Below are 21658 nucleotides of genomic sequence, written 5' to 3' on the forward strand. Positions count from 1 at the left end.
CCCCCCGCCTAGACTCGCAGAGGTAATCGGATCTTGGCCGTTCGAGGCAGGAGGGGGTGGCACCATGACGTCGCACGGGACCGTGGGGCTGGTGCGCCACGCAGCCGTTTTCCTGCCCGCGGGGCTGCCGCGCGAGGGCCGGGTCGCCTTCTGGGCGCCGGAGGGGGAGCTGCCCGAGGCGCCGGGGGACGAGCTGACGGTCGTACGGCGGGACGGATTCGGCACCGACGACAGCAACAGCAACGGCGATAGCGACGGCAACGGCGACGGGGACAGTGCCGGCGCGGCCGGCGGTGTCCGCGCTGTCACGGTCCCCGCCGTGCTGATGTCCGTCGCCGACGCGGTCCCGCTGCTGGTCCGTGCCCGGCGCGACAGGACGGCCCACCCGGCGTCCGCCTGCTGGGGCGCCGCCGCGCTGCACGCACTCCAGTTGGCCGCGCGGGGCCGGCTGCTCCCCGGGCTCACCGCCTCCGACCACGACGCCTGGCGGGCCGGCCCGCTCGACGCCGACGACATCGCGCAGTTGCGCGCCGTCGCCGCGGCCATGCCGCCCGAGGCCCATCCCGTGCCGCTGCCGGGCGACGGCCCACTCCTGCTCCCCGAACCGGAAGCGCTGGTCCGGGCGTTTCTCGACGCGGTGGCCGACTCCCTGCCCCGCACCCCCGCGGCGGCGTACGCGGCGGGGAAGCCGTTCGCCGCGCGGGCCCCGCAGCATCTCCCGGGCGCCAGGCCCTGGGCGGCCGAGGCGGCGGCCGGCATGGACGCGGGCGTACGGGTCTCGCTGCGCCTCGACCTGTCGGCGTACGAACTCTTCGACCACGCGGAGACGGCCCCCGACGGCCTCGGGAGGGAGCGCCGGGCCGACGGCGAGTCCCCGGACGACGTGCGCCGGGCCGGGGCGGCTCTCGTCCAGATCCACAGCCTGGCCGACCCGACCCTCGTCATCGACGCGGCCGGACTCTGGGCCGGCGACGGCGAGAGCTTCGGCCCGCGCGCCCGGATCGACGCCATGCTCGCGCTGCGCCGCGCGGCCCGGGTCTGGACACCGCTCGCCCGGCTCCTGGAGCGGGACGTCCCCGACGCGCTGCCGCTCTCCGAGGACGAGCTGTACGAGCTGCTCGGGCCCGGGGCGGCCCGACTCGCGGAAGCGGGCGTCGCCGTGCACTGGCCCCGGGAGCTGGCACGCAGCCTCACGGCCGCCGCTGTCGTCCGTCCCGCGCCCGGCTCGGCCACCGACGGCACCCCGTTCTTCGACAGTGCTGAACTGCTCAAGTTCAACTGGCAGTTGGCGCTCGACGGCGAGCCGCTCTCCGAGCAGGAGATGGACGCCCTCGCCGAGTCGCACCGCCCGATCGTCCGCCTGCGCGATCAGTGGGTGGTCGTCGACCCCGCGCTCGTACGGAAGGCGCGCAAGCGGGAGCTGGGGCTGCTGGAGCCCGTCGACGCGCTGGCCGTCGCCCTCACCGGCACGGCGGAGGTGGACGGCGAGACGGTGGAGGCCGTGCCGACGGGCGCGCTGGCGGCGCTGCGCGACCGGCTGGTCGCGGGCCCGGGGGCGGTCCCGCAGCCCCCGGCGCTCGCCGCCACCCTGCGCGACTACCAGCTGCGCGGCCTGGCCTGGCTCGACCTGATGACCTCGCTCGGTCTCGGCGGCTGCCTCGCGGACGACATGGGCCTCGGCAAGACCGTCACGGTCATCGCCCTCCATCTGCACCGCGCCCGCCCCGCCCCGACACTGGTCGTCTGCCCCGCCTCCCTCCTGGGCAACTGGCAGCGCGAGATCACCCGCTTCGCCCCCGGCGTCCCCGTGCACCGCTTCCACGGCGCGGGACGCACCCTGGACGAGGTGACGGACGGCTTCGTCCTCACCACGTACGGCACGATGCGCGGCAGCGCCGAGACCCTGGCCGCGCACCCCTGGGGGATGGTCGTCGCCGACGAGGCGCAGCACGTCAAGAACCCCTTCTCGTCCACCGCGAAGGCGCTCCGTACGATCCCGGCGCCCGCCAGGGTCGCGCTGACCGGCACCCCCGTGGAGAACAACCTCTCCGAGCTGTGGGCCCTCCTCGACTGGACCACCCCCGGGCTGCTCGGCTCCCTGAAGGCGTTCCGCGCCCGCCACGCCAGGATCGTCGAGAATGTGGAGAACGCGAAGAGCGTCGACGTCAAGGACGTCGACAACGAGGAGGCGGTGGAGCGACTGGCCCGGCTGGTCCGGCCGTTCCTGCTGCGCAGGAAGAAGTCCGACCCGGGGATCGTGCCCGAGCTGCCGCCCAAGACCGAGAGCGACCACCCCGTCCCCCTCACCCGCGAACAGGTGTCGCTGTACGAGGCGGTCGTCCGCGAGACGATGGCCGCGATCGAGGAGTCCGAGGGCATCGCCCGCCGGGGCCTGGTGATGAAGCTGCTCACTTCCCTCAAGCAGATCTGCAACCACCCCGCGCAGTATCTGAAGGAGGACCCGGCCCGGCTGACCGGCCGTTCCGGCAAGCTCGCCCTGCTCGACGAACTGCTCGACACGATCCTCACCGAGGACGGCTCGGTCCTGGTCTTCACCCAGTACGTGTCGATGGCGCGGCTGCTCTCCGCCCATCTCGCGGCCCGCGCGGTCCCGTCCCAGCTGCTCCACGGCGGTACGCCCGTCGCGGAGCGCGAGCGCATGGTCGACCGGTTCCAATCCGGTGAGGTGCCCGTCTTCGTCCTCTCGCTGAAGGCAGCCGGCACCGGCCTCAACCTGACCAGGGCCGGCCATGTCGTGCACTTCGACCGCTGGTGGAACCCAGCAGTCGAGGAGCAGGCCACCGACCGCGCCTACCGCATCGGCCAGACCCGGCCCGTACAGGTCCACCGGCTCATCGCCGAGGGCACGGTGGAGGACCGGATCGCCGAGATGCTCGCCTCCAAGAAGGCACTGGCCGATGCCGTGCTCGGCTCCGGCGAGAGCGCGCTCACCGAGCTGACCGACCGTGAGCTGGGCGATCTGGTCTCCCTGCGGAGGCTGTCATGACCGCCGCGCGCCCTCCCCGGCACGACGACCGCCGCCGTACGTTCCCCGCCCTGCCGGCGCGCCCGCGCGAGGGTGCCGACTTCGCCGAGACCTGGTGGGGCAACGCCTGGGTGGAGTCCATGGAGGACACCGCCCTCGACACCGCCCGGCTCCAGCGCGGGCGTACGTACGCGGGCGGCGGCCATGTCGACGCGATCACCGTCACGCCCGGCCGGGTCATGGCGTACGTCCACGGCTCCCGGCCGCGCCCGTACCGTACGGAGATCCGCCTGCGTACTCTCGACGACACCGGCTGGGAGGAACTCCTCGACGCCGCTGCGGCCCGCCCCGACCACATCGCCGCACTGCTCGACAAGGCCATGCCGCACACCCTCGCGGCCTCCGCCGACCTGCTGCCCACCGCCGGTGACCTCACCCCCGACTGCTCCTGCCCGGACGACGGCTACCCCTGCAAGCACGCGGCGGCCCTCTGCTACCAGACGGCCCGGCTCCTCGACGAGGACCCGTTCGTCCTCTTCCTGCTCCGGGGCCGCGGCGAGCAGGAAGTCCTCGCCGATCTGACGCGCCGCAACGCCGCCCGCTCCGCGGCCGAACGGAGCACATCCGCACCGCCGATGCCCACGGTCGACGCGTACACGGCCCTCACCCCGCGCACCCTCCCGCAGCTCCCGCCGCCGTTCCCCGTCCCCGCGCACCCGGGCCGGCCGCCCGTCTACCCGCCGTCGCCCGGTGCGCCCGACCCGCTCGCCCTCGACCTCCTCGCCACCGAGGCCGCGGCCCGTGCGCACACCCTCCTCACCACGGGGCTCGATCCCGTCGGCGCCCTCACCCCCTGGCAGGACGCGGTGCGCCTGGCCGCCGCCCACCCCGGCTCGGGGCTGACGGCCTCCACCCGGGCCCTCTACCGGGACCTGGCCGCCGCACTCCACCGCACCCCCACCGACCTGGCCCGCGCCGTCGCCGCCTGGCGCCAGGGCGGCCTGGCGGGGCTGGCCGTGCTGGAGGAGCCCTGGGACCCGCCCGCGGGCCCCTTCGACCGGGCCCGCCCGGCCCTCATCGCCGCCGACTTCCCGCACTTCCGCCCCCGGCGCAACCAGCTCTCCACCGACTCCCTCCAGCTCCGCTTCGGCCGCGACGGGATCTGGTACGGCTACGAGTCGGACCGCGGCCGGGAGGACTGGTGGCCCCGTGGCACCCCCGACACGGACCCGGTGGGCGCACTCACCGCCCTGCTCGGGAGGTGACCGGTAAGCTCGTTCACTCCCGTACTTCGGTAAGCGGACACATCGCACAGCGGTTGAAGGGGGACCCGTGGAAGCCGAGTTGGTGGCACTGGCGGCGGCAGGGGCGACGACACTCGTCCAGCAGATGGCGACGGACGGCTGGAGCGCGGCCCGTGACCGGGTGGCCGGATTCTTCGCCGCGCGGGGCTGGGGATCGGCCGAGTCCGTCGGGTCGGATCTGGACACCGCGCACGCGGATCTGACCGTGGCCCGGCAGGACGACGACGCGGAGGCGGCGAGCGACATCCAGGCGGAGTGGCGCAACCGGCTGCGCCGCACCCTGCGCGCGGACCCGGAGGCGGCGGCGGAACTGCGGTCTCTGCTGGACGAGTTGAGCCCGCCGCCGTCGCCCCAGCAGGCCACCCATGTGCACAACACGATCGAAGGCGGCACGTTCAACGAGCCGGTCCTCCAGATCGGCCGTCAGATCGGCGATATCGACAAGATCGGCGGCCGGCACTTCTACCGCGGACGTGAGTGAGCACAGCCGAAAGCCTGCCGCGCGGGGGCCGGGCGGTCCTCGCGGCCCGGGTCCGTGCGACAGGCTTCCGTCAGCCGGCTGTGCGGCCGGTCATGCGGTCGGTCACGCGCGGCAGGTCGCGCGTGTCGTCCCGCGTGCCGTCCCGCGTCAGGCCGTGTGCAGGGTCAGGCCGTAGCGGTTGAGGATCGGCTTGAGCGGCTGGAAGAAGGTCGTACCGCCGCTGGTGCAGTTGCCGGAACCGCCCGAGGTGACACCCTGGGCCTGGTCGCCGCTGATGTAGGAGCCGCCCGAGTCGCCGCCCTCGGCGCAGACGCTGGTCTGCGTCATGGAGTACACGGCGCCCTGGGAGTAGTTGACCGTGACGTTCTTGGCCTGGACGTTGCCGCAGCGCCAGTGCGTCGTGGAGCCGGAACGGCAGATCGAGGCGCCGATCGGGGCCTCGTTGGAGCCGCGCACGAGCTGGTCGGAGACGGTGCCCCAGCCGAGGACGACCGGCACGGTCCACCAGCCGCTGCCGACGTTCACCCACGCGTAGTCGTTGCCGGGGAAGGTCGAGCCCTGGAAGTTGCCGATGTACGAGTTGTCCCAGCCCCTGACCTGGGCACCGGTCGAGCCGCAGTGGCCGGCGGTGACGAAGCCGCCGTGCACCGAGAAGCCTATGGAACAGCGGACGTTGCCCGTGTAGTACGGGTCGCCGCCGACCGTGCCCGCCGCGAAGGTCGACGGGGCCTCGGCGGTCTCCGCGACAGTGACGGGACCGGCCTCGCGGGCCTGGGCCACGAAGGCGCGGACATCGTTGTCGTTCTTCCGCGAGGCGACGACGTCCACCACGACCTGGTTGGTCCTGGTGTCCACGCGCCAGCTGCTGACACCCGCCGGGGCGTCGTCGGCGAACGCGTCGATCCGGTCCTTCGCCGCGTCGAGCTGCCGCTCGCTGTGCTCGACCAGGCGGACGGTCGCGCCGGTCGCCCGGATCGCGTCGGCCTTGGCCGCGTCGGTGACGGCGACGGTCAGCGTGCCGCTGTCCGCGTTGAACCAGGAGCCGCCGTACGACGCTCCCGCCGCACGCTTGGCCTTGGTCTCGACGGCGGTCGCCGTCTTCTCCGCGGCCAGCCGTGCCACGGCCTGGCTCTCCGTCAGGCCGAAGTCCTTCTGCATCGCCGTGAGCATGCCCGCGGAGGCCGGGGCCTTGACGTCGGAGGGGGTGGAGGGGGTAGCGGCGGCGGGGGCGATCCCTGCGGTCACCCAGGTTCCGACGAGGAGGAGCGCGGAGAGACCGGTGCGTACAACTGTTGTGCGTCTCAAGGCCATTGCCCTTCTGTGTTCCAGCATCGTGGGGGTGGAACTGCAGCGCCTGAGAGCGCTTTCAGGCGATGCCAGCCGGAGCGTAGCGGAGGATGCCTGACAGGTCCATACCAACGAAGGGCTCTTGGGGGCATCGGCCGCGAGCGGGGCGCGTTCGATCGTTTAACCGTTCGATCGTGGGTGGCCGGGCTTGTTAGGGTCGGCGTCGTGGCGAAACTCAATCAGATAATTGCCGTCGAAAAGGGCGTGAAGTCCAAGGCCCACCAGGACCTGACGGCCGCTCATCACGGTCTCCAGAAGCCGGCGCTGCTGGCCGGGATCTCCCGCACCTACCAGGCGAAGGACGAGGAGGGCGAGCAGCTTCCGCCCGAGTCCACCCGGGTCCAGGTCAAGGCCGAGGACGTCCTGCGGGAGACGGCCAAGACGCTGACGCGGCTGTTCGACGTGACCGCCACGAAGGACTGGGCGAACTGTACGGCGCGCGCCGATGTCACCGTCGACGGCCGGGTGCTGGTGAGCGACGCGCCGGTGGCGTACCTGCTCTTCCTGGAGAAGCAGCTCACCGACCTCAACACCTTCGTACGCAAGCTGCCGGTGCTGGACGCGGCGGAGTCCTGGAGCCAGGACCCCTCCACGGACGCGTGGAAGACCGAGGCCGTACGGACGCTCCGTACGAAGAAGGTGCCGCGCAACCATGTGAAGGCCGAGGCCACGGAGAAGCACCCGGCTCAGGTCGAGGTGTACTACGAGGACATTCCCGTCGGCTACTGGACCACGGTGAAATTCAGCGGGGCGCTGCCGGCTCGCCGGGTCAACGAACTGCTCGACCGGGTCGAGAAACTCCAGCAGGCGGTGAAGTTCGCCCGCGAGGAGGCCAACAGCGCGGAGGTCACCGACGAGCGAGTGGGTGACGCCGTATTCGGCTACCTGTTCGGGTAGTTTCGGGTAATCTCGCTCACGTAAAGCAGAGCAGTTCCCCATGATTCCCCGGCCGTCGGCGCAGGGCTTGAGCCCTGTACCGGTGTGTGCCGGGGTGCGCGAGGAGCGCAAGCTGAAACTGAGGCTTGTCGTGACGGCGCGGTTCCAGTGGAGGTTCGAGTCCTCCCCGCGGCACATCCGTACGGATGGACGGGCCGCGGTAGCCCAACGGGCAGAGGCAGACCGCGATCAATCTCAGACTATTGCTCCAGACTCAGCATTCGCCGCCGATCGCCGGATCGAACGGGCCCAGGCCCCGGACGTCGAAATGCCGGTTCAAGTCCGGCCTGCGCAGCTCGATGCGCGGTGGTCCAAAGGCAGGACGCGACGACTTCATGACTGACCTGGGTTCTTAAACGTGCCGGCGTGCCCGATGGGTGGCATCTCAGGGCCCGGGAGGTTGGCTACGCCCCCGGGTCCGCTCCTTTTCCCGGGGCCCCGAGTCCGTTTCTTTCCCCCGGTCCTCGGCTTTGCTCCTTCGGTCATCCGGCTCCGCTCCTTCGGTCATCCGTCTACTGGCGGTATCCGCTCAGGAAGCGGCCGATGCGGCTGATGGCCGCGTCGAGATCGTCGGCGTACGGGAGTGTGAGGATCCGGAAGTGGTCGGGACGCGGCCAGTTGAAGCCCGTCCCCTGGACGACCTGGATCTTCTCGCGCAGCAGCAGGTCCAGGACGAACCGCTCGTCGTCGTGGATCTTGTGCACCTTGGGGTCGAGCCGCGGGAACGCGTACAGCGCGCCCTTCGGCCGGACGCAGGACACGCCGGGGATCTCGTTGAGCTTCTCCCACGCGCGCTCACGCTGTTCGTACAGCCTGCCTCCCGGCGCGGTCAGCTCCTTGATGGACTGCCGGCCGCCGAGCGCGGCCTGGATGGCGTACTGGGCGGGCGCGTTGGGGCACAGGCGCATCGAGGCGAGCATCGTGAGCCCCTCAAGGTAGCTGCGCGCGTGCTGCTTCGGGCCGGTGACGACGAGCCAGCCCGAGCGGAAACCGGCGACACGGTACGTCTTCGAGAGCCCGCTGAAGGTCAGGACGACCAGGTCGGGGGCGAGGGAGGCGGCGGTGTGGTGGACCGCGTCGTCGTAGACGATCTGGTCGTAGATCTCGTCGGCGAACACCATGAGCTGGTGGCGGCGGGCGAGATCGAGGATGCCCTCGACGATCTCGCGCGGATAGACCGCGCCGGTGGGGTTGTTGGGGTTGATGATCACCACGGCCTTGGTGCGGTCGGTGATCTTCGACGCCATGTCGTCCAGGTCCGGGTACCACTCCGCGGACTCGTCGCAGAGGTAGTGCACGGGCCGGCCGCCCGCCAGGGTGGTGACGGCGGTCCAGAGCGGGAAGTCGGGGGCCGGGATCAGTACTTCGTCGCCGTTCTCCAGCAGCGCCTGTACGGCCATGGAGACCAGCTCCGAGACGCCGTTGCCGAGGAAGATGTCATCGACCGTGACATCCGTCAGCCCGAGGTTCTGGTAGCGCTGGGCGACGGCGCGCCGTGCGGAGAGGATGCCGCGCGAGTCCGTGTAGCCGTGCGCCTGCGGCAGCATCCGGATCATGTCCTGCAAGATCTCGTCCGGCGCCTCGAACCCGAAGAGCGCGGGGTTGCCGGTGTTGAGACGGAGCACGCTGTGGCCCGCCTCCTCCAGCGCGTCGGCGTGCTCTATCACCGGGCCGCGGATCTCGTAACAGACCTCACTGAGCTTGCTCGACTGCCGGAATTCCATGCGTTGGCCTCCCCGACCTTGAGTTCGACCTTGAATGCGATACTTGGTTTTACCAAGTGCGAGCTTGGAAAGTCCAACGACATGTCTAGACTGCGTCGCATGCCACGTCGCCGAAGCTATGACCAGTACTGTGCCGCCGCCCGCGCCCTCGACGCCGTGGGCGACCGATGGACCCTGCTGATCGTCCGTGAACTGCTGGCGGGTCCGCGCCGCTACACCGACCTGCACGCGGATCTGCCCGGCGTCAGCACGGATGTGCTCGCGTCCCGGCTGAAGGACATGGAGCGCGACGAACTGGCCACGCGGCGCAGGCTGCCACCGCCGGCCGCCGCGTACGTCTACGCGTTGACGGAGCGTGGACGGCGGCTGCTGCCGGTGCTCGCCGCGCTGGCGGAGTGGGGCGCTCCGGCGCTGGACGAGCGGCTGCCGACGGACGCGGTACGGGCACACTGGTTCGCGGTGCCGCTGCTGCGGGCGCTGTCGGGGCCGCTCGACGCGGCGGGGATCCTGGACGCCGCGGAGAGGGTGGTGGAAGTCCGGCTCGACGAAGGGGTGTTCCACGTACGGCTCGGGAACGGCGGAGCGGCCCCGGACGACGGCCGACCGGTGTACGGCGACGGTCCCGCGCCCCGCCCCGACGCCTGCCTCACCCTGGACGCCGACACCTGCCGCGCGTTGGGCGCGGGCGCGCTGACGGTCGCGGACGGGGTACGGGACGGACGGATCGAGGTGACGGGGGAGGGGACGGTCGCGAAGGTCCTGCGCGGCGGATGAGTTCCCGCTGCTGGACGATGATGGACCGGTGCGACTCGAAGCGATCACCTGGGAACGGCTGACCGAGGCCCTCGCCGACCGGGTCATGGAGACCCCGCCGGCCGACGGCGGGCCCTGGCTGCGGGTCGCCTTCGACGGCGCCCCGGCCGCCCGGCCCGACCGGCCGGCCGCCGCGCTCGCCGAGGCGCTGCGGCTACGGGGGCGTTCGGTGCTGGCCGTCGGTACCGGCGGTTTCCTGCGCCCGGCGTCGCTGCGGTACGAGTACGGGCGCGAGGACCCCGACACGTACTACAGCGGATGGTTCGACACCGGCGCTCTCTGGCGCGAGGTGCTCGGGCCGCTGGATTCCGGCGGCACGGGCCGCGTCCTGCCCGACCTCTGGGACCCGGCCACGGACCGGGCGACCCGCTCCCCGCGCCGCGAACTCGCCCCGGGCGGGGTACTGGTGCTGCACGGGCCCCTGCTGCTGGGGCACTGGTTCCCGTTCGACCTCACGGTGCATCTGCGGCTGTCGCCGGGCGCGCTCGGGCGGCGTACGGACCCCGGCGAGCGCTGGACGCTCCCCGCCTTCGAGCGGTACGAGACGGAGGTGGACCCGGCCGCGACCGCCGATGTGGTCGTACGGGCCGACGATCCGCGCCACCCGGCGTGGGGCGGCCTGGGCGGGTAGCCGGGTGGCCCGCGTAGCCGCCGTAGCTGGGTAGCCGGGGAGCCTGTTCATGCCGCCCGTTTCGCCGTCAGCCCGCGTCACACCCCCCGCCGTCAGCCCGTCAGCCCGTCGGCCCGTCAGCCCGTCGGCCCGTCAGCCCGTCGGCCCGTCAGCCCGTCGGTCCGTCAGCGGCGGTCGCCCGCCCGGGAACTCCACGGCCCGCGCGCCCGCCCGGCAGCCCGCCTCCGCCGCGTGCGCCGGGCCCGATCCGTCGAGGCGCGCCGCCAGGAACGCGCCGGTGAAGGCGTCCCCGGCGCCCGTCGAGTCCAGGGCCCGTGCCGGGAACGCCGGGATCCGGGCCGTGACCGCGCCCCGCTCGGCCACCAGCGCGCCGTCGCCGCCCAGGGTCACCACCGCGACCGGTACCCGTCGGCTCAGCTCGGCCGCGGCGGCCGCCGGATCCGGCAGGCCGGTCAGCAGCCGGGCCTCGTCCGCGTTGGGGAGCAGGGTCTCCACCCCCGCGACCGCCGCGAGGAAACGGTCCGCCCCGAGTTCTTTGAGGAAGCCCGCCGACGCGGGGTCCACACTCACCGGAACGCCTCGTTCCAGCGCCGAGCCCAGAGCGGCGAGAGCCAGTGGACGGCTGGTATCGGCGAAGAAGAGATAGCCGGAGAGATGCAGCCGGCCGACCCCGTCGAGCAGTTCCGGCGACCACTCCGCGGGTGGCAGACGGAGCGCGGCGCCGCTGTCGGTGAGCAGGGTGCGCTCGGCGGACGCGTCGACCAGGCAGATGACCATGGCCGTCGGCGCCCGCGCGTCGACGACGAGGCGGGCCCGTACCCCGGCGCGCCGCAGCCGTTCCGCGTGCCAGTCGCGGGCGTCCGCGCCCACGCCGGCCAGCAGCCGGACATCCGTGCAACCGGAGTGCGCCGCCCAGCAGGCGGCGTTCGCCCCGGCGCCGCCGGGCAGCGTACGGATCTCGGCGGCGGTGTCGGTGCCGTGGGCGAGCGGGGTGCCGTACCGCGCCACCACGTCGGTGACCACGTCCCCGATCACCAGCAGCCCGCCGCCCGGTCGGCCGTGACGGCCCGTCACCCGGCGCCTTCCGTTCGTGCGCCTTCCGCCCACGCGCCGTTCTTCCGCGCGGCCGCGACGGCGATCCGGGCCGCGAGCCGGACGTTGCCGCGCACCGCCGCGAGATTGGCCTCCAGCGAGGCGCCCCCGGTCCGCCGCATCAGCAGGTCCAGCAGGAACGGGGTGACGGCCTGACCGCTGACGCCCCGCTCCGCGCACGCGGCGAGCGCCTCCGTGAGGACGCGATCGTGCAGCGCGGGATCGAGCTGGTCCGCCTCCGGTACGGGGTTGGCGACGACGATCGCCGCGGCCGGGCCGCCCAGCGCGTCCTGCGCGCCCATCACCGCGGCGACCTCCTCGGGCGTCCGCACCGTCCAGTCGACCGGCTCGCCGGAGGAGGACAGGTAGAAGCCGGGGAAGAGGTCCGTTCCGTAGCCGAGGAGGGGGACCCCCAGCGTCTCCAGCCGCTGGAGCGTCGCCGGGACGTCCAGGATCGATTTGACCCCCGCGCAGACCACCGTGATCCGTGTCCTGGCCAGCAGCCGCAGATCGGCGGACTCGTCCTGTGTCTCTGCCCAGCCGCGGTGCACCCCGCCGAGGCCGCCCGTCGCGAAGACCCGGATCCCGGCGCGCGCGGCGAGGAACGCCGTGGCGGACACGGTCGTCGCGCCGCTCGCGCCCGTCGCGATCGCGGGCGCGAGATCGCGATGGCCCAGCTTCCGTACGGAGTCGTCCCGCGCGACCCGCGCCAACTCGTCCTTGTCCAGGCCGACACGGGGCCGGCCGTCGAGCACGGCCACGGTCGCGGGAACGGCGCCGCCGGACCGCACGAGCCCTTCCAGCTCCTCGGCGACCGCGAGATTACGGGGGCGCGGCAGACCGTGCGCGATGATCGTCGATTCCAGGGCGACCACGGGGCGGCCCGTGGCCAGCGCCTCCCGTACCTCGGGGGAGAGCTGTGATGCGGTGGTTCCGGTGTCCGGCATGTCCCCATCCCTGGCACGGGTGGGGCCGGCCCAAACGTGCCGACGCGCACGGGCGCCCCCGGCGGCCGGACCACGCACCCCCGTCCGCGGGCGGCGGGGCGCCTCAGAACAGCGGCTCGGGAAGCACCCCCTCCAGGGCCAGCAGCCGGCGCTTCGTCTCCAGCCCGCCGCCGAAACCGCCCAGCCCGCCGTCGCTCTCCACCACGCGATGGCAGGGCACGACCACCGGCAGCGGGTTGGACCCCATGGCCGCGCCGACGGCCTGCGCCGCCGCCGGCTGACCCACCCGCCGGGCCAGATCGCCGTAGCCGACCACCGTGCCGTACGGAACGCCCCTCGCTAGTTCGCGCAGCACCTGCCGGTTGAAGCCCGAGGAGAGCGTCCAGTCCAGCGGCAGGCCGAACTCCCGCAGGTCGCCCGCGAAATACGCGGACAGCTCGCGTATCGCCCCGGCCAGCAGGCCCGAGGCGGACTCGACGGGCTCGGTGCCCAGCCGGTCACGGAGCCGGTCGAGCGCCCGCTCCCGCACGCCCGGCCCCGCGTGGAAGACGACGCTCACCAGCCCCTGGCCCGTCGCGGCCAGCAGCAGCGGCCCGATGCCGCTCTCCATGACGGTCCATTCCGCCGCCGCCACCGACGACGCCGACCGCCCGTACTCGCTCATGGGACCCACCGTACGGTCCGGCACTGACAACCGGCCCCACCGGCGAAACCGGCCCCACCGGCGAAACCGGTCCCACCGGCGACAACTCGGCCGGGCACCCGCCCGGACCCCGTCCGGCGGATCCCGCCCGGCTCAGCCGACCGCGTCCCGCACCACGTCGGGGTTGTTGGTGATGATCCCGTCCACGCCGAGGTCCCTGACCCGTACCGCGCCCGCCGCGTCGTTCACCGTCCAGGTGTGCACGGTCAGCGGCTTGCCGTGCGGGCCCTTCAGCCGGTGCACCGCCGCCACGTACTCCTCGGTCAGCGAGGTGTACGTCGGGTTGATCTGGTCCGTGAACGCCGCGTACGACGGCAGCTCGGCCACCGGCGGCGTACCGAGGAAGCCCGTCGTGATGTCGGGCCGGCCCTCGTGCACCGCCCGGACGCTGTCCGCGCCGAAGCTCTGGATCACCAGCCTGTTCCTGACGTGCGCCCGGTCCAGCCACCCTTCCTGGCGCAGCACTCGGAGGATCTCCTTCTCGATGCCCGGATACAGCTCGGGGGCCTTGATCTCCAGGAGCAGCTTCTGCTGGTTGGCCTCTACCGCGCGCAGATACTGCTCCAGGGTCGGTACGCGGGTGCCCGCCCACTTCTCGCCGAACCAGCTTCCCGCGTCGAGCCGGGCGATCTCCGCCGCGGTGAAGTCCTTCACCTTCCAGGGCGCCCGGTCCGGGAAGACCTGCTCCGCGTCCGTGGTGCGCCGGAGGTTGTCGTCGTGGATCACGACCAGCCGGCCGTCCTTGGTCCGCTGGACGTCGTTCTCCACCCAGTCGATGCCCAGGTCCCCGGCCGCGTCGACGGCCGGGAGGGTGTTCTCCGGCGCGTAGGCGGAGGCGCCGCGGTGCGCGATCACGAGCGGACTGCCGCAGCGTACCGCCCGGTCCGCGGTGGTGGGGGAGGCGGTGGCATCCGTGGCGGCCGTGGCGGTGCCGGGGAGGATCAGCGCCGAGACCCCGAGCAGGGCCGCGGCCGTGGTGACTGAGGTGCGTGCGTACACGTGGACTCCTCGCGTCGTGAGGTGGTCGTGAGGGGGCGTGCGATGACGATCTGCCCGAGGGTGTCAGCCTTCGGCCAACGGAGGACAGGCGAAGGCCGGCCACAACATGAAGTCACAGCGTGGGGTGGCATCGTGAAGACACGCCGGGGGAGAACTGTCCGGGAGTTGTGGATCCGTCGGTCAGGACCGAGTCATGTCGATAAATCACCGAGTAGCTGTTTGAATCCGGGGCCGACCGTCCTACTCTCCCGTAACCAGCGCGTCCGTACAGTGAGCACAAGGGGCGAAGGGCAAACCGATATGCAGGGCACCATCGACGGATTCAGCTACGGTCTCGTCACACCCGTGGCGGCCTTTCTCATGGCCGTCCTCGGCGCGGCGCTGGGCCTGCGCTGCACCATGAGATGCCTGCGGACCCGGCGTGCCTGGAAGCCCGGCGGGCTGGCGCTCGGCGCCGCCTCGATCGGCTCCGGCGTGTGGACCATGCACTTCATCGCGATGACGGGGTTCGTCGTCGCCGAGGCTCCGGTGGGCTACGACAGGCTGACGACCTTCGCCAGCCTCGTGGTGGGCATCCTCATGGTCGGTGTCGGGATCTTCATCGTGGGCTACCGCGCGTCGACACCGATGGCGCTGGTCACCGGCGGGATCATCACCGGCCTCGGCATCGCCACCATGCACTACCTCGGCATGGCGGGGCTGCGGCTGGACGGGGGGAACATCGACTACGACATCGGCAGGGTCGCCCTCTCCGTGCTGATCGCCGTCGCCGCCGCCACGTCCGCCCTGTGGGTCGTGGTCTCGCGCCGGGGGTTCCTGGCCAGTCTCGCCGCCAGTCTGGTCATGGGCGTCGCGTCGACCGGCATGCACTACACGGCGATGACCGCCGTCCATGTCCACCTGGAGGAGGCCGGCGGCGCCGCGGTCGGCGAGCGGGCCACCGAACTGCTCATCCCGATGCTGATCGGCCCCGCGGTCTTCCTGCTGCTGGCGGGCGTGGCGGTCGCGGTCGACCCGCTGCTGGTGACGGGCGGCGGCGACCGGGAGCCGCGCGGGGGCTCCACGGCCGCCGCATGCGGGCGGTCCGGGGTGCCCGCGCAGCGCATCCGGCCGCGCCCCGCCTACCGCGACCCGGCCGACAGAACCGCCGCCAGAGCCTCCCGCCCCGGCGCCCCGGACCTCCACGACTGGTGACCCCGGGCACGGCGCGCGGACGGCTCCACCACCGGCCCGGGGGCCGCCCGGGACCCCACTGTCAGTGCGGGGTCGTACGGTGGATTCATGCGGCCCGTTTCCAAGATCGAACGTACGGTGGCGCCTTTCGAGGTCGTCAGCTCCTACCAGCCCAGCGGCGACCAGCCCACGGCCATCGCCGACCTGGAGCGGCGTGTGCGCGCGGGGGAGAAGGATGTCGTCCTGCTCGGCGCGACCGGCACGGGAAAGTCGGCGACCACCGCCTGGATGATCGAGAAGCTTCAGCGCCCCACCCTGGTGATGGCGCCGAACAAGACCCTCGCCGCCCAGCTCGCCAACGAATTCCGTGAGCTGCTGCCCAACAACGCGGTCGAGTACTTCGTCTCGTACTACGACTACTACCAGCCCGAGGCGTACGTCCCCCAGTCGGACACCTACATCGAGAAGGACTCCTCGATCAACGAGGAGGTCGAGCGGCTGCGGCACTCCGCGACCAACTCCCTCCTCACCCGCCGCGACGTGGTCGTGGTCGCCTCGGTCTCCTGCATCTACGGCCTCGGCACCCCCCAGGAGTACGTGGACCGGATGGTGCCGCTGAAGGTCGGCGCCGAGCTGGACCGGGACCAGCTGCTGCGCCGCTTCGTCGACATCCAGTACACGCGCAACGACCTGGCGTTCACCCGCGGCACCTTCCGCGTCCGCGGCGACACCATCGAGATCTTCCCGGTCTACGAGGAGCTGGCCGTCCGCATCGAGATGTTCGGCGACGAGATCGAGGCGCTCTCCACACTGCACCCGCTCACCGGCGAGGTCATCAGCGACGACCAGGAGCTGTACATCTTCCCGGCCAGCCACTACGTGGCCGGACCCGAGCGCATGGAGAAGGCGGTCAACGGCATCGAGCGGGAGCTGGAGTCCCGCCTGGCCGAGCTGGACAAGCAGGGCAAGCTCCTGGAGTCCCAGCGCCTGCGGATGCGGACGACGTACGACATCGAGATGATGCGCCAGATCGGCTCCTGCTCCGGCATCGAGAACTACTCGATGCACTTCGACGACCGGGCCCCCGGCACCGCGCCCAACACCCTCCTCGACTACTTCCCCGAGGACTTCCTGCTGGTCATCGACGAGTCGCACGTCACCGTGCCGCAGATCGGCGCGATGTACGAGGGCGACGCGTCCCGCAAGCGCACCCTCGTCGACCACGGCTTCCGGCTGCCCTCCGCCCTCGACAACCGGCCGCTGAAGTGGGAGGAGTTCCAGGAGCGGATCGGCCAGACCGTCTACCTCTCGGCCACGCCCGGGACGTACGAGCTCTCCCGCTCCGACGGGTTCGTGGAGCAGATCATCCGCCCCACCGGACTCGTCGACCCGGAGGTCGTCGTCAAGCCCACCGAGGGCCAGATCGACGACCTGGTGCACGAGATCCGCGAGCGCACCGCGAAGGACGAGCGCGTCCTGGTGACCACCCTCACCAAGAAGATGGCGGAGGACCTCACCGACTACTTCCTGGAGCTGGGCATCCAGGTGCGCTATCTGCACAGCGACGTGGACACCCTGCGCCGGGTCGAGCTGCTGCGCGAGCTGCGCGCCGGGGAGTTCGACGTCCTCGTCGGGATCAACCTGCTCCGTGAGGGCCTCGACCTGCCGGAGGTCTCCCTGGTGGCGATCCTCGACGCCGACAAACAGGGCTTCCTGCGCTCCGGCACCTCACTGATCCAGACCATCGGCCGCGCCGCGCGCAACGTGTCGGGACAGGTCCACATGTACGCGGACAAGGTCACCCCGGCGATGGAGAAGGCCATCGACGAGACCAACCGCCGCCGGGAGAAGCAGACCGCGTACAACACCGAGCGCGGGATCGACCCGCAGCCGCTCCGCAAGAAGATCAACGACATCGTCGCGACCATCGCGCGCGAGGAGGTCGACACCGAGGCCCTGCTCGGCACGGGGTACCGGCAGACGAAGGACGGCAAGGCCAGGACACCGGTGCCCGCCCTCGGCGCGCAGCCGGCGAAGAGCGCCAAGACCGGCGCGGTGGTCACCGACCGGCCCGCCGCCGAACTCGCCGCGATCATCGAGGAGATGACCGAGCGGATGCGGGCGGCCGCGGCCGAGCTGCAGTTCGAGATCGCCGCCCGGCTCCGCGACGAAGTCGGCGAACTGAAGAAGGAATTGCGGCAGATGAGAGAGGCGGGACTCGCCTGACACACCGGACACCTGGTGTGTTGCAAGACCGACACAAAAACGGTCCAAGCCTCCTGCGCCGTCCGTGCGGCTGCGTAGGGTGCCGCGTACGCGTAACCGCACACGGACGGTTGCGGGGGAAACCATTCGAGAGGGGACAGCGCGTGGTGGACGTATCCAAGGGCGGCGCGCCAGGGGGACCCGGGGTCAACCTGACCAAGGGCCAGGCCATCAGCCTGGAGAAGAAGGGCGGCGGCTCGCTGACCGCGGTGCGCATGGGCCTCGGCTGGCAGGCCGCGCCGCGCCGCGGTCTGTTCGGCTCCCGCACCCGGGAGATCGATCTGGACGCCTCGGCGGTCCTCTTCGCCGACAAGCAGCCGGTCGACGTGGTCTTCTTCCGTCACCTCGTCAGCGACGACGGTTCGGTCCGGCACACCGGGGACAACCTGGTCGGCGGCGCGGGACAGGGCGGCGACGACGAGGCGATCCTCGTCGATCTGGCGCGGGTGCCGGTCCACATCGACCAGATCGTCTTCACGGTGAACTCCTTCACCGGGCAGACGTTCCAGGAGGTGCAGAACGCCTTCTGCCGCATCGTCGACGAGACCAACGGCCAGGAGCTGGCGCGCTACACGCTCGACGGCGGCGGCCAGTACACCGCCCAGATCATGGCGAAGGTCCACCGGGTGGGCGGCGGCTGGCAGATGACGGCCCTCGGCAACCCGGCCAACGGCCGTACGTTCCAGGACCTGATGCCGTCGATCCTGCCGCACCTGTAGGAACCGGCCGGCGGACCGCGAGCGTACGCACGGCTCCCGTGCGGCCCGGCCCTGCCCGGGCCGCACGGGAGCCGTGCCGCCGCACCCGCGATGCCCGCGACACCCACCCGGTGCCCGCGACACCCACATCTGAAGAACGACGCGTGATCGACGAGGGGACAGAGGCGATGACGGCGGAGCTGGTCCGGGGGCAGAACCACGCCTTGCCCCACACCCGACTGGAGATCCGGGTGACGGCCGGCGCTCCGGTGCTGGCCTGTGCCACGCTCGCCGACGACCAGGGCGCCGTGGCCGGCCCGGAATGGGTCGTCCACCCCGGCTCGCCCCGCCTGCCCGGGATCGAGGTGTCCCGCCAGGCCGCGGCCGCACTGCGCTTCCACGTCGATCTGGGGGCCCTGCCCGGGCAGGTGCATCTCGTCCATGTGCTGCTCGCGCTGCCCGAGGGGACCGCCGGCCCCGGCCGGTTCGGCGCCACTGCCGCGCCCTTCGCCGCCGTCACCGCCACCGACGGCACCGAGATCGCGACCTTCACCCTCACCGGCCTGGACACCGAGTCCGCGGTGGTCGCCCTGGAGCTCTACCGCCGCCAGGGCGCCTGGAAGGTCCGTGCCGTCGGCCAGGGGTACGCGGGCGGCCTCGCCGCGCTCTTCGCCGATCAGGGCCTGCCGGAGGCCGCGGGCTTCGCCGCCGGTGTCCAGGAGGCTGTGGCCCGGCACCTCGCCGGTGCCGTACAAGCCCCCCTGACCGGCACGACCGGCACGACCGGTCCAACGGGCACCACGGGTGCGACCGGCGCGCAGGACGGCGCACGGGCCAGGAGCGAGGGCCGCAGGCCGGCCGCCGCCCCAGGGGAATCCGCCGCACCCGGTGCGGGCGCCGGCGCGGGCGGGGCCGGCGGCGCGGTCAACTACACGCATCCGGGGCGCAGGACCGCCGCGCCCCCCACCCCGCCGCCGGCCGCGTCGCCCACCCCGCCCGGAGAGCCGCCCCGCCCCGTCGCCGGGGACGCCACGGGCTGGTCCATGGACGAACGCCTCTACAACCAGGTCTGGGGCATGTTCGAGGACCTGGCCCGCACCGTCGCCGCCTACCGCAGCGCCATGGACTTCGCCGAGTCCCGGCTGGACCAGGAGCTGGACCGCGCCCTCTCCGACCCCCGGCAGCGGATCGGCGGCGCCGGTGACGCCGCCCGCGCCGAGGCCCGCGCCCGGCACGACCGGCTCGCCGCCCAGGCCCGCGAGGTCCTCGACCGCGACCTCGCCCAGCTCGCCGCCGAGTCCGAGGTCGTCGAGCCCGCGCTGCCGCCCGCGTACGCCCGCTGGGACAGCCCCGTCTGGCACGCCTACCGCGTTCCGATGGAGATCCCGATGGCGCTGCGCCTCGGCGACGTCCATCTGCCCGAGCGTCCGGACCTGCGGATCCCGATGCTCGTACGGCTGCCGCTGGAGCGCGGGCTGTGGATCGACAGCGGCCGGTCCGGTTCCGACGCCGCCCTGATGACGGACGACGCCCAGCTCCGCGCTGCGGCCGTGGACACCGCCGTCACCCTCGCCGCCCGGCTTCTCGCGGTCTACCCGCCGGGTGAGTTCACCGTCCAGGTGATCGACCCGGCCGGTTCCGCCGCCGTCCCGCTCGCGCCGCTGGCGATGTCGGGCGCGCTCGACCGGCCGCCCGCCGCGGGTGCCGCGGGGGTGTCCGACGTGCTCGCGCGCCTCACCCAGCGGGTGGACCTCGTCCAGATGGCGCTACGGGGCGGCGCCGCCGAGTCGCTGCCGCCGGACCTGGACACCGCAGAGCAGCTCCTGATCGTCAACGACTTCCCGCACGGCTTCGACGACCGCGCCGTGACCCAGCTCCGCTACCTCGCCGACGAGGGACCGGCGGTCGGCGTCCATCTGCTGATGGTCGCGAACCGCGAGGACGCGAGCGCGTACGGACCGGTGCTGGACCCGCTCTGGCGCTCGCTGCTCCGGATCAGCCCCGTGCCCGACGACCATCTCGCCGACCCGTGGGTCGGCCACGCCTGGACGTACGAGCCTCCGGTGGTCCCGCCCGGCAGCCAGGTGCTCCGGCAGGTGCTGGACCGCGTCGCGGAGTCCCGGCGGACGGGAGGGCGTTGAGCCCTACCCCTGGAGCACGGCGCTCACCCATTACCCCTGGGGAATGTGTTGAGCAGCACACTTGAAGATCATTTACCTTGTTCTTTACCTTTCCTTGGTCTTTCCTGTACTGTTCCTTGCAGCGGAGGGGAGTACTCCCACATCGCGACGTGCCCGTCAATACGGACCGCCATCGGTCCCGGGGCGTCGGCCCGTGGAGCGGCAGTGCCGCCCGGGTGGAAGAGACCTCCGGCAGCGACGACGCTGATCAGTAGCCGTACGAAGCCGGAGGAACAGTGGAAGTCTCCACGACCCTGTGGGTGCTGACCATTCTTGGTCTCAGCGCCCTGATAGCCGTCGACTTCTTCATCGGGCGCAAGCCCCATGACGTGTCGACGAAGGAAGCCGGTATCTGGACGATCGTCTGGATCGCCCTCGCCGCACTGTTCGGCCTCGGCCTGCTGTTCTTCGGCTCGGCCCAGGCCTCCGGCGAGTTCTTCGCCGGGTTCGTCACCGAGAAGTCGCTCAGTGTCGACAATCTCTTCGTCTTCATCCTGATCATGGCGAAGTTCTCGGTGCCCTCACACCTCCAGCAGCGCGTGCTGCTCGTCGGCGTGCTGATAGCGCTGGTGCTGCGCGCGATCTTCATCGCGGCGGGCGCCGCGATCATCGCCAGCTTCTCGTGGGTCTTCTTCATCTTCGGCGCGTTCCTGATCTACACCGCCTGGAAGCTCGTCCAGGAGGCCCGCGCGGACGACGACGAGGAGGAGTGGGAGGAGAACCGTCTCCTCAAGTCGGTCGAGAAGCGCTTCGGCGTCGCCGACAGGTACCACGGCACGAAGCTCTTCATCCGTGAGAACGGCAAGCGGATCCTGACCCCGCTCATGGTGGTCATGCTCGCCATCGGCACCACCGACGTGCTGTTCGCGCTGGACTCCATCCCCGCGATCTTCGGCCTGACCCAGGACCCGTACATCGTCTTCACGGCCAACGCCTTCGCCCTGATGGGTCTGCGGCAGCTCTACTTCCTCATCGGCGGACTGCTGAAGAAGCTGGTGCACCTCAGCTACGGCCTGTCGGTCATCCTCGGCTTCATCGGTGTGAAGCTCGTGCTGCACGCGCTGCACGAGGCCGGGGTGCATGTCCCCGTCATCTCCATCCCGGTGTCGCTGGGCGTCATCTGCAGTGTCCTGATCGTCACCACGATCACCAGCCTCATCGCCTCCAAGAAGCAGGCGGAGCGCGAGGCGGCCGAGGCGGTGGGCGGCGACGGCAAGGCCAAGGACAGCATCGAGGCCTGAGCCCGCGCGCCGGCGGGACGCCGGCACCACGGAAGCGGGGGGGGGGGGGGGGGCCGCCCCCCCCCCCCCCCCAGGGCGGGTAGGAGTTGAGGGGGCCGGCCCCCCCCCCCCAGGGCGGGAAAAAAAAACAAAACACAC

17 protein-coding genes are annotated in these 21658 nt (G+C 72.0%); 11 read left to right on the plus strand and 6 right to left on the minus strand.

The window, feature by feature from the left end:
* Positions 1–64: 64 nt before the first annotated feature.
* The 3 genes from ACFTZC_RS14075 to ACFTZC_RS14085 all read left to right on the plus strand — a co-directional run bounded on the left by ACFTZC_RS14075 (position 65) and on the right by ACFTZC_RS14085 (position 4771).
* Positions 65–3007 (plus strand): DEAD/DEAH box helicase, encoded by a 2943-nt coding sequence (locus ACFTZC_RS14075; RefSeq protein ID WP_382889261.1) that lies wholly within the window; start codon positions 65–67, stop codon positions 3005–3007.
* Positions 3004–4251 carry an SWIM zinc finger family protein gene (locus ACFTZC_RS14080; RefSeq protein WP_382889263.1) on the plus strand — a complete coding sequence of 416 codons (1248 nt, stop codon included), beginning with the start codon at positions 3004–3006 and terminating at the stop codon, positions 4249–4251. Before ACFTZC_RS14075 ends, ACFTZC_RS14080 begins: the two co-directional genes overlap by 4 nt.
* Before the next feature lie 67 nt (positions 4252–4318).
* A complete protein-coding gene (locus ACFTZC_RS14085; RefSeq protein WP_382889265.1) occupies positions 4319–4771 on the plus strand; it encodes a hypothetical protein in 453 nt (150 codons plus the stop codon).
* A gap of 147 nt (positions 4772–4918) precedes the next feature.
* Here the strand turns inward: ACFTZC_RS14085 and ACFTZC_RS14090 are convergent, their stop codons facing one another.
* Positions 4919–6082, minus strand: a complete 1164-nt coding sequence (locus tag ACFTZC_RS14090; protein WP_382889267.1) for a S1 family peptidase — start codon at positions 6080–6082, stop codon at positions 4919–4921.
* Between the two features lie 201 nt (positions 6083–6283).
* On the opposite strand from ACFTZC_RS14090, the gene ACFTZC_RS14095 reads away from it, so the two are divergent.
* On the plus strand, positions 6284–7015 hold the full coding sequence (locus ACFTZC_RS14095; RefSeq protein ID WP_365808568.1) for a hypothetical protein: 732 nt from the start codon (positions 6284–6286) through the stop codon (positions 7013–7015).
* Positions 7016–7566: 551 nt separating this feature from the next.
* Here ACFTZC_RS14095 and ACFTZC_RS14100 read toward each other — a convergent pair.
* Positions 7567–8778 (minus strand): pyridoxal phosphate-dependent aminotransferase, encoded by a 1212-nt coding sequence (locus tag ACFTZC_RS14100; protein ID WP_382889269.1) that lies wholly within the window; start codon positions 8776–8778, stop codon positions 7567–7569.
* 81 nt (positions 8779–8859) lie between these two features.
* On the opposite strand from ACFTZC_RS14100, the gene ACFTZC_RS14105 reads away from it, so the two are divergent.
* Together ACFTZC_RS14105 and ACFTZC_RS14110 are read left to right on the plus strand one after the other, a co-directional pair.
* Positions 8860–9552: a winged helix-turn-helix transcriptional regulator gene (locus ACFTZC_RS14105; protein WP_382889270.1), complete on the plus strand. Its 693-nt coding sequence runs from the start codon at positions 8860–8862 to the stop codon at positions 9550–9552.
* Positions 9553–9580: 28 nt separating this feature from the next.
* Positions 9581–10222, plus strand: a complete 642-nt coding sequence (locus ACFTZC_RS14110; RefSeq protein ID WP_382889272.1) for a uridine kinase — start codon at positions 9581–9583, stop codon at positions 10220–10222.
* A gap of 132 nt (positions 10223–10354) precedes the next feature.
* Here ACFTZC_RS14110 and ACFTZC_RS14115 read toward each other — a convergent pair whose 3' ends face one another.
* From ACFTZC_RS14115 to ACFTZC_RS14130, 4 genes are all read right to left on the minus strand, one after another.
* Positions 10355–11296: a carbohydrate kinase family protein gene (locus ACFTZC_RS14115; protein WP_382889274.1), complete on the minus strand. Its 942-nt coding sequence runs from the start codon at positions 11294–11296 to the stop codon at positions 10355–10357.
* Positions 11293–12261 (minus strand): pseudouridine-5'-phosphate glycosidase, encoded by a 969-nt coding sequence (locus ACFTZC_RS14120; RefSeq protein WP_382889276.1) that lies wholly within the window; start codon positions 12259–12261, stop codon positions 11293–11295. The genes ACFTZC_RS14115 and ACFTZC_RS14120 overlap by 4 nt, the downstream gene beginning before the upstream one ends.
* A gap of 103 nt (positions 12262–12364) precedes the next feature.
* Positions 12365–12925, minus strand: a complete 561-nt coding sequence (locus ACFTZC_RS14125) for a methylated-DNA--[protein]-cysteine S-methyltransferase (RefSeq protein ID WP_382889278.1) — start codon at positions 12923–12925, stop codon at positions 12365–12367.
* 132 nt (positions 12926–13057) lie between these two features.
* Positions 13058–13963: a glycerophosphodiester phosphodiesterase gene (locus tag ACFTZC_RS14130; protein ID WP_382889280.1), complete on the minus strand. Its 906-nt coding sequence runs from the start codon at positions 13961–13963 to the stop codon at positions 13058–13060.
* A 300-nt stretch (positions 13964–14263) separates the two neighbouring features.
* Here ACFTZC_RS14130 and ACFTZC_RS14135 point away from each other — a divergent pair, with 300 nt between their 5' ends.
* From ACFTZC_RS14135 to ACFTZC_RS14155, 5 genes are all read left to right on the plus strand, one after another.
* A complete protein-coding gene (locus ACFTZC_RS14135; RefSeq protein ID WP_382889282.1) occupies positions 14264–15157 on the plus strand; it encodes an MHYT domain-containing protein in 894 nt (297 codons plus the stop codon).
* 87 nt (positions 15158–15244) lie between these two features.
* On the plus strand, positions 15245–17362 hold the full coding sequence (uvrB, locus tag ACFTZC_RS14140; RefSeq protein ID WP_382889284.1) for an excinuclease ABC subunit UvrB: 2118 nt from the start codon (positions 15245–15247) through the stop codon (positions 17360–17362).
* Between the two features lie 191 nt (positions 17363–17553).
* Positions 17554–18120, plus strand: a complete 567-nt coding sequence (locus ACFTZC_RS14145; RefSeq protein ID WP_365808823.1) for a TerD family protein — start codon at positions 17554–17556, stop codon at positions 18118–18120.
* A gap of 167 nt (positions 18121–18287) precedes the next feature.
* A complete protein-coding gene (locus ACFTZC_RS14150) occupies positions 18288–20240 on the plus strand; it encodes a TerD family protein (RefSeq protein ID WP_382889570.1) in 1953 nt (650 codons plus the stop codon).
* A 275-nt stretch (positions 20241–20515) separates the two neighbouring features.
* The gene (locus ACFTZC_RS14155) at positions 20516–21520 is read left to right on the plus strand and encodes a TerC/Alx family metal homeostasis membrane protein (RefSeq protein ID WP_382889286.1); all 1005 of its coding nucleotides are present in this window, start codon (positions 20516–20518) and stop codon (positions 21518–21520) included.
* Positions 21521–21658: the final 138 nt, after the last annotated feature.

Source organism: Streptomyces sp. NPDC056987, from assembly GCF_042673865.1.
GTDB lineage: Bacteria > Actinomycetota > Actinomycetes > Streptomycetales > Streptomycetaceae > Streptomyces.

Excerpts from the sequence above, each read along its gene's own strand:
- uvrB (WP_382889284.1), top strand. The coding sequence starts at position 15,245 with ATGCGGCCCGTTTCCAAGATCGAACGTACGGTGGCGCCTTTCGAGGTC.
- ACFTZC_RS14100 (WP_382889269.1), bottom strand. The coding sequence starts at position 8,778 with ATGGAATTCCGGCAGTCGAGCAAGCTCAGTGAGGTCTGTTACGAGATC.
- ACFTZC_RS14075 (WP_382889261.1), top strand. The coding sequence starts at position 65 with ATGACGTCGCACGGGACCGTGGGGCTGGTGCGCCACGCAGCCGTTTTC.
- ACFTZC_RS14105 (WP_382889270.1), top strand. The coding sequence starts at position 8,860 with ATGTCTAGACTGCGTCGCATGCCACGTCGCCGAAGCTATGACCAGTAC.
- ACFTZC_RS14080 (WP_382889263.1), top strand. The coding sequence starts at position 3,004 with ATGACCGCCGCGCGCCCTCCCCGGCACGACGACCGCCGCCGTACGTTC.
- ACFTZC_RS14135 (WP_382889282.1), top strand. The coding sequence starts at position 14,264 with ATGCAGGGCACCATCGACGGATTCAGCTACGGTCTCGTCACACCCGTG.
- ACFTZC_RS14150 (WP_382889570.1), top strand. The coding sequence starts at position 18,288 with ATGACGGCGGAGCTGGTCCGGGGGCAGAACCACGCCTTGCCCCACACC.
- ACFTZC_RS14120 (WP_382889276.1), bottom strand. The coding sequence starts at position 12,261 with ATGCCGGACACCGGAACCACCGCATCACAGCTCTCCCCCGAGGTACGG.
- ACFTZC_RS14090 (WP_382889267.1), bottom strand. The coding sequence starts at position 6,082 with ATGGCCTTGAGACGCACAACAGTTGTACGCACCGGTCTCTCCGCGCTC.
- ACFTZC_RS14125 (WP_382889278.1), bottom strand. The coding sequence starts at position 12,925 with ATGAGCGAGTACGGGCGGTCGGCGTCGTCGGTGGCGGCGGCGGAATGG.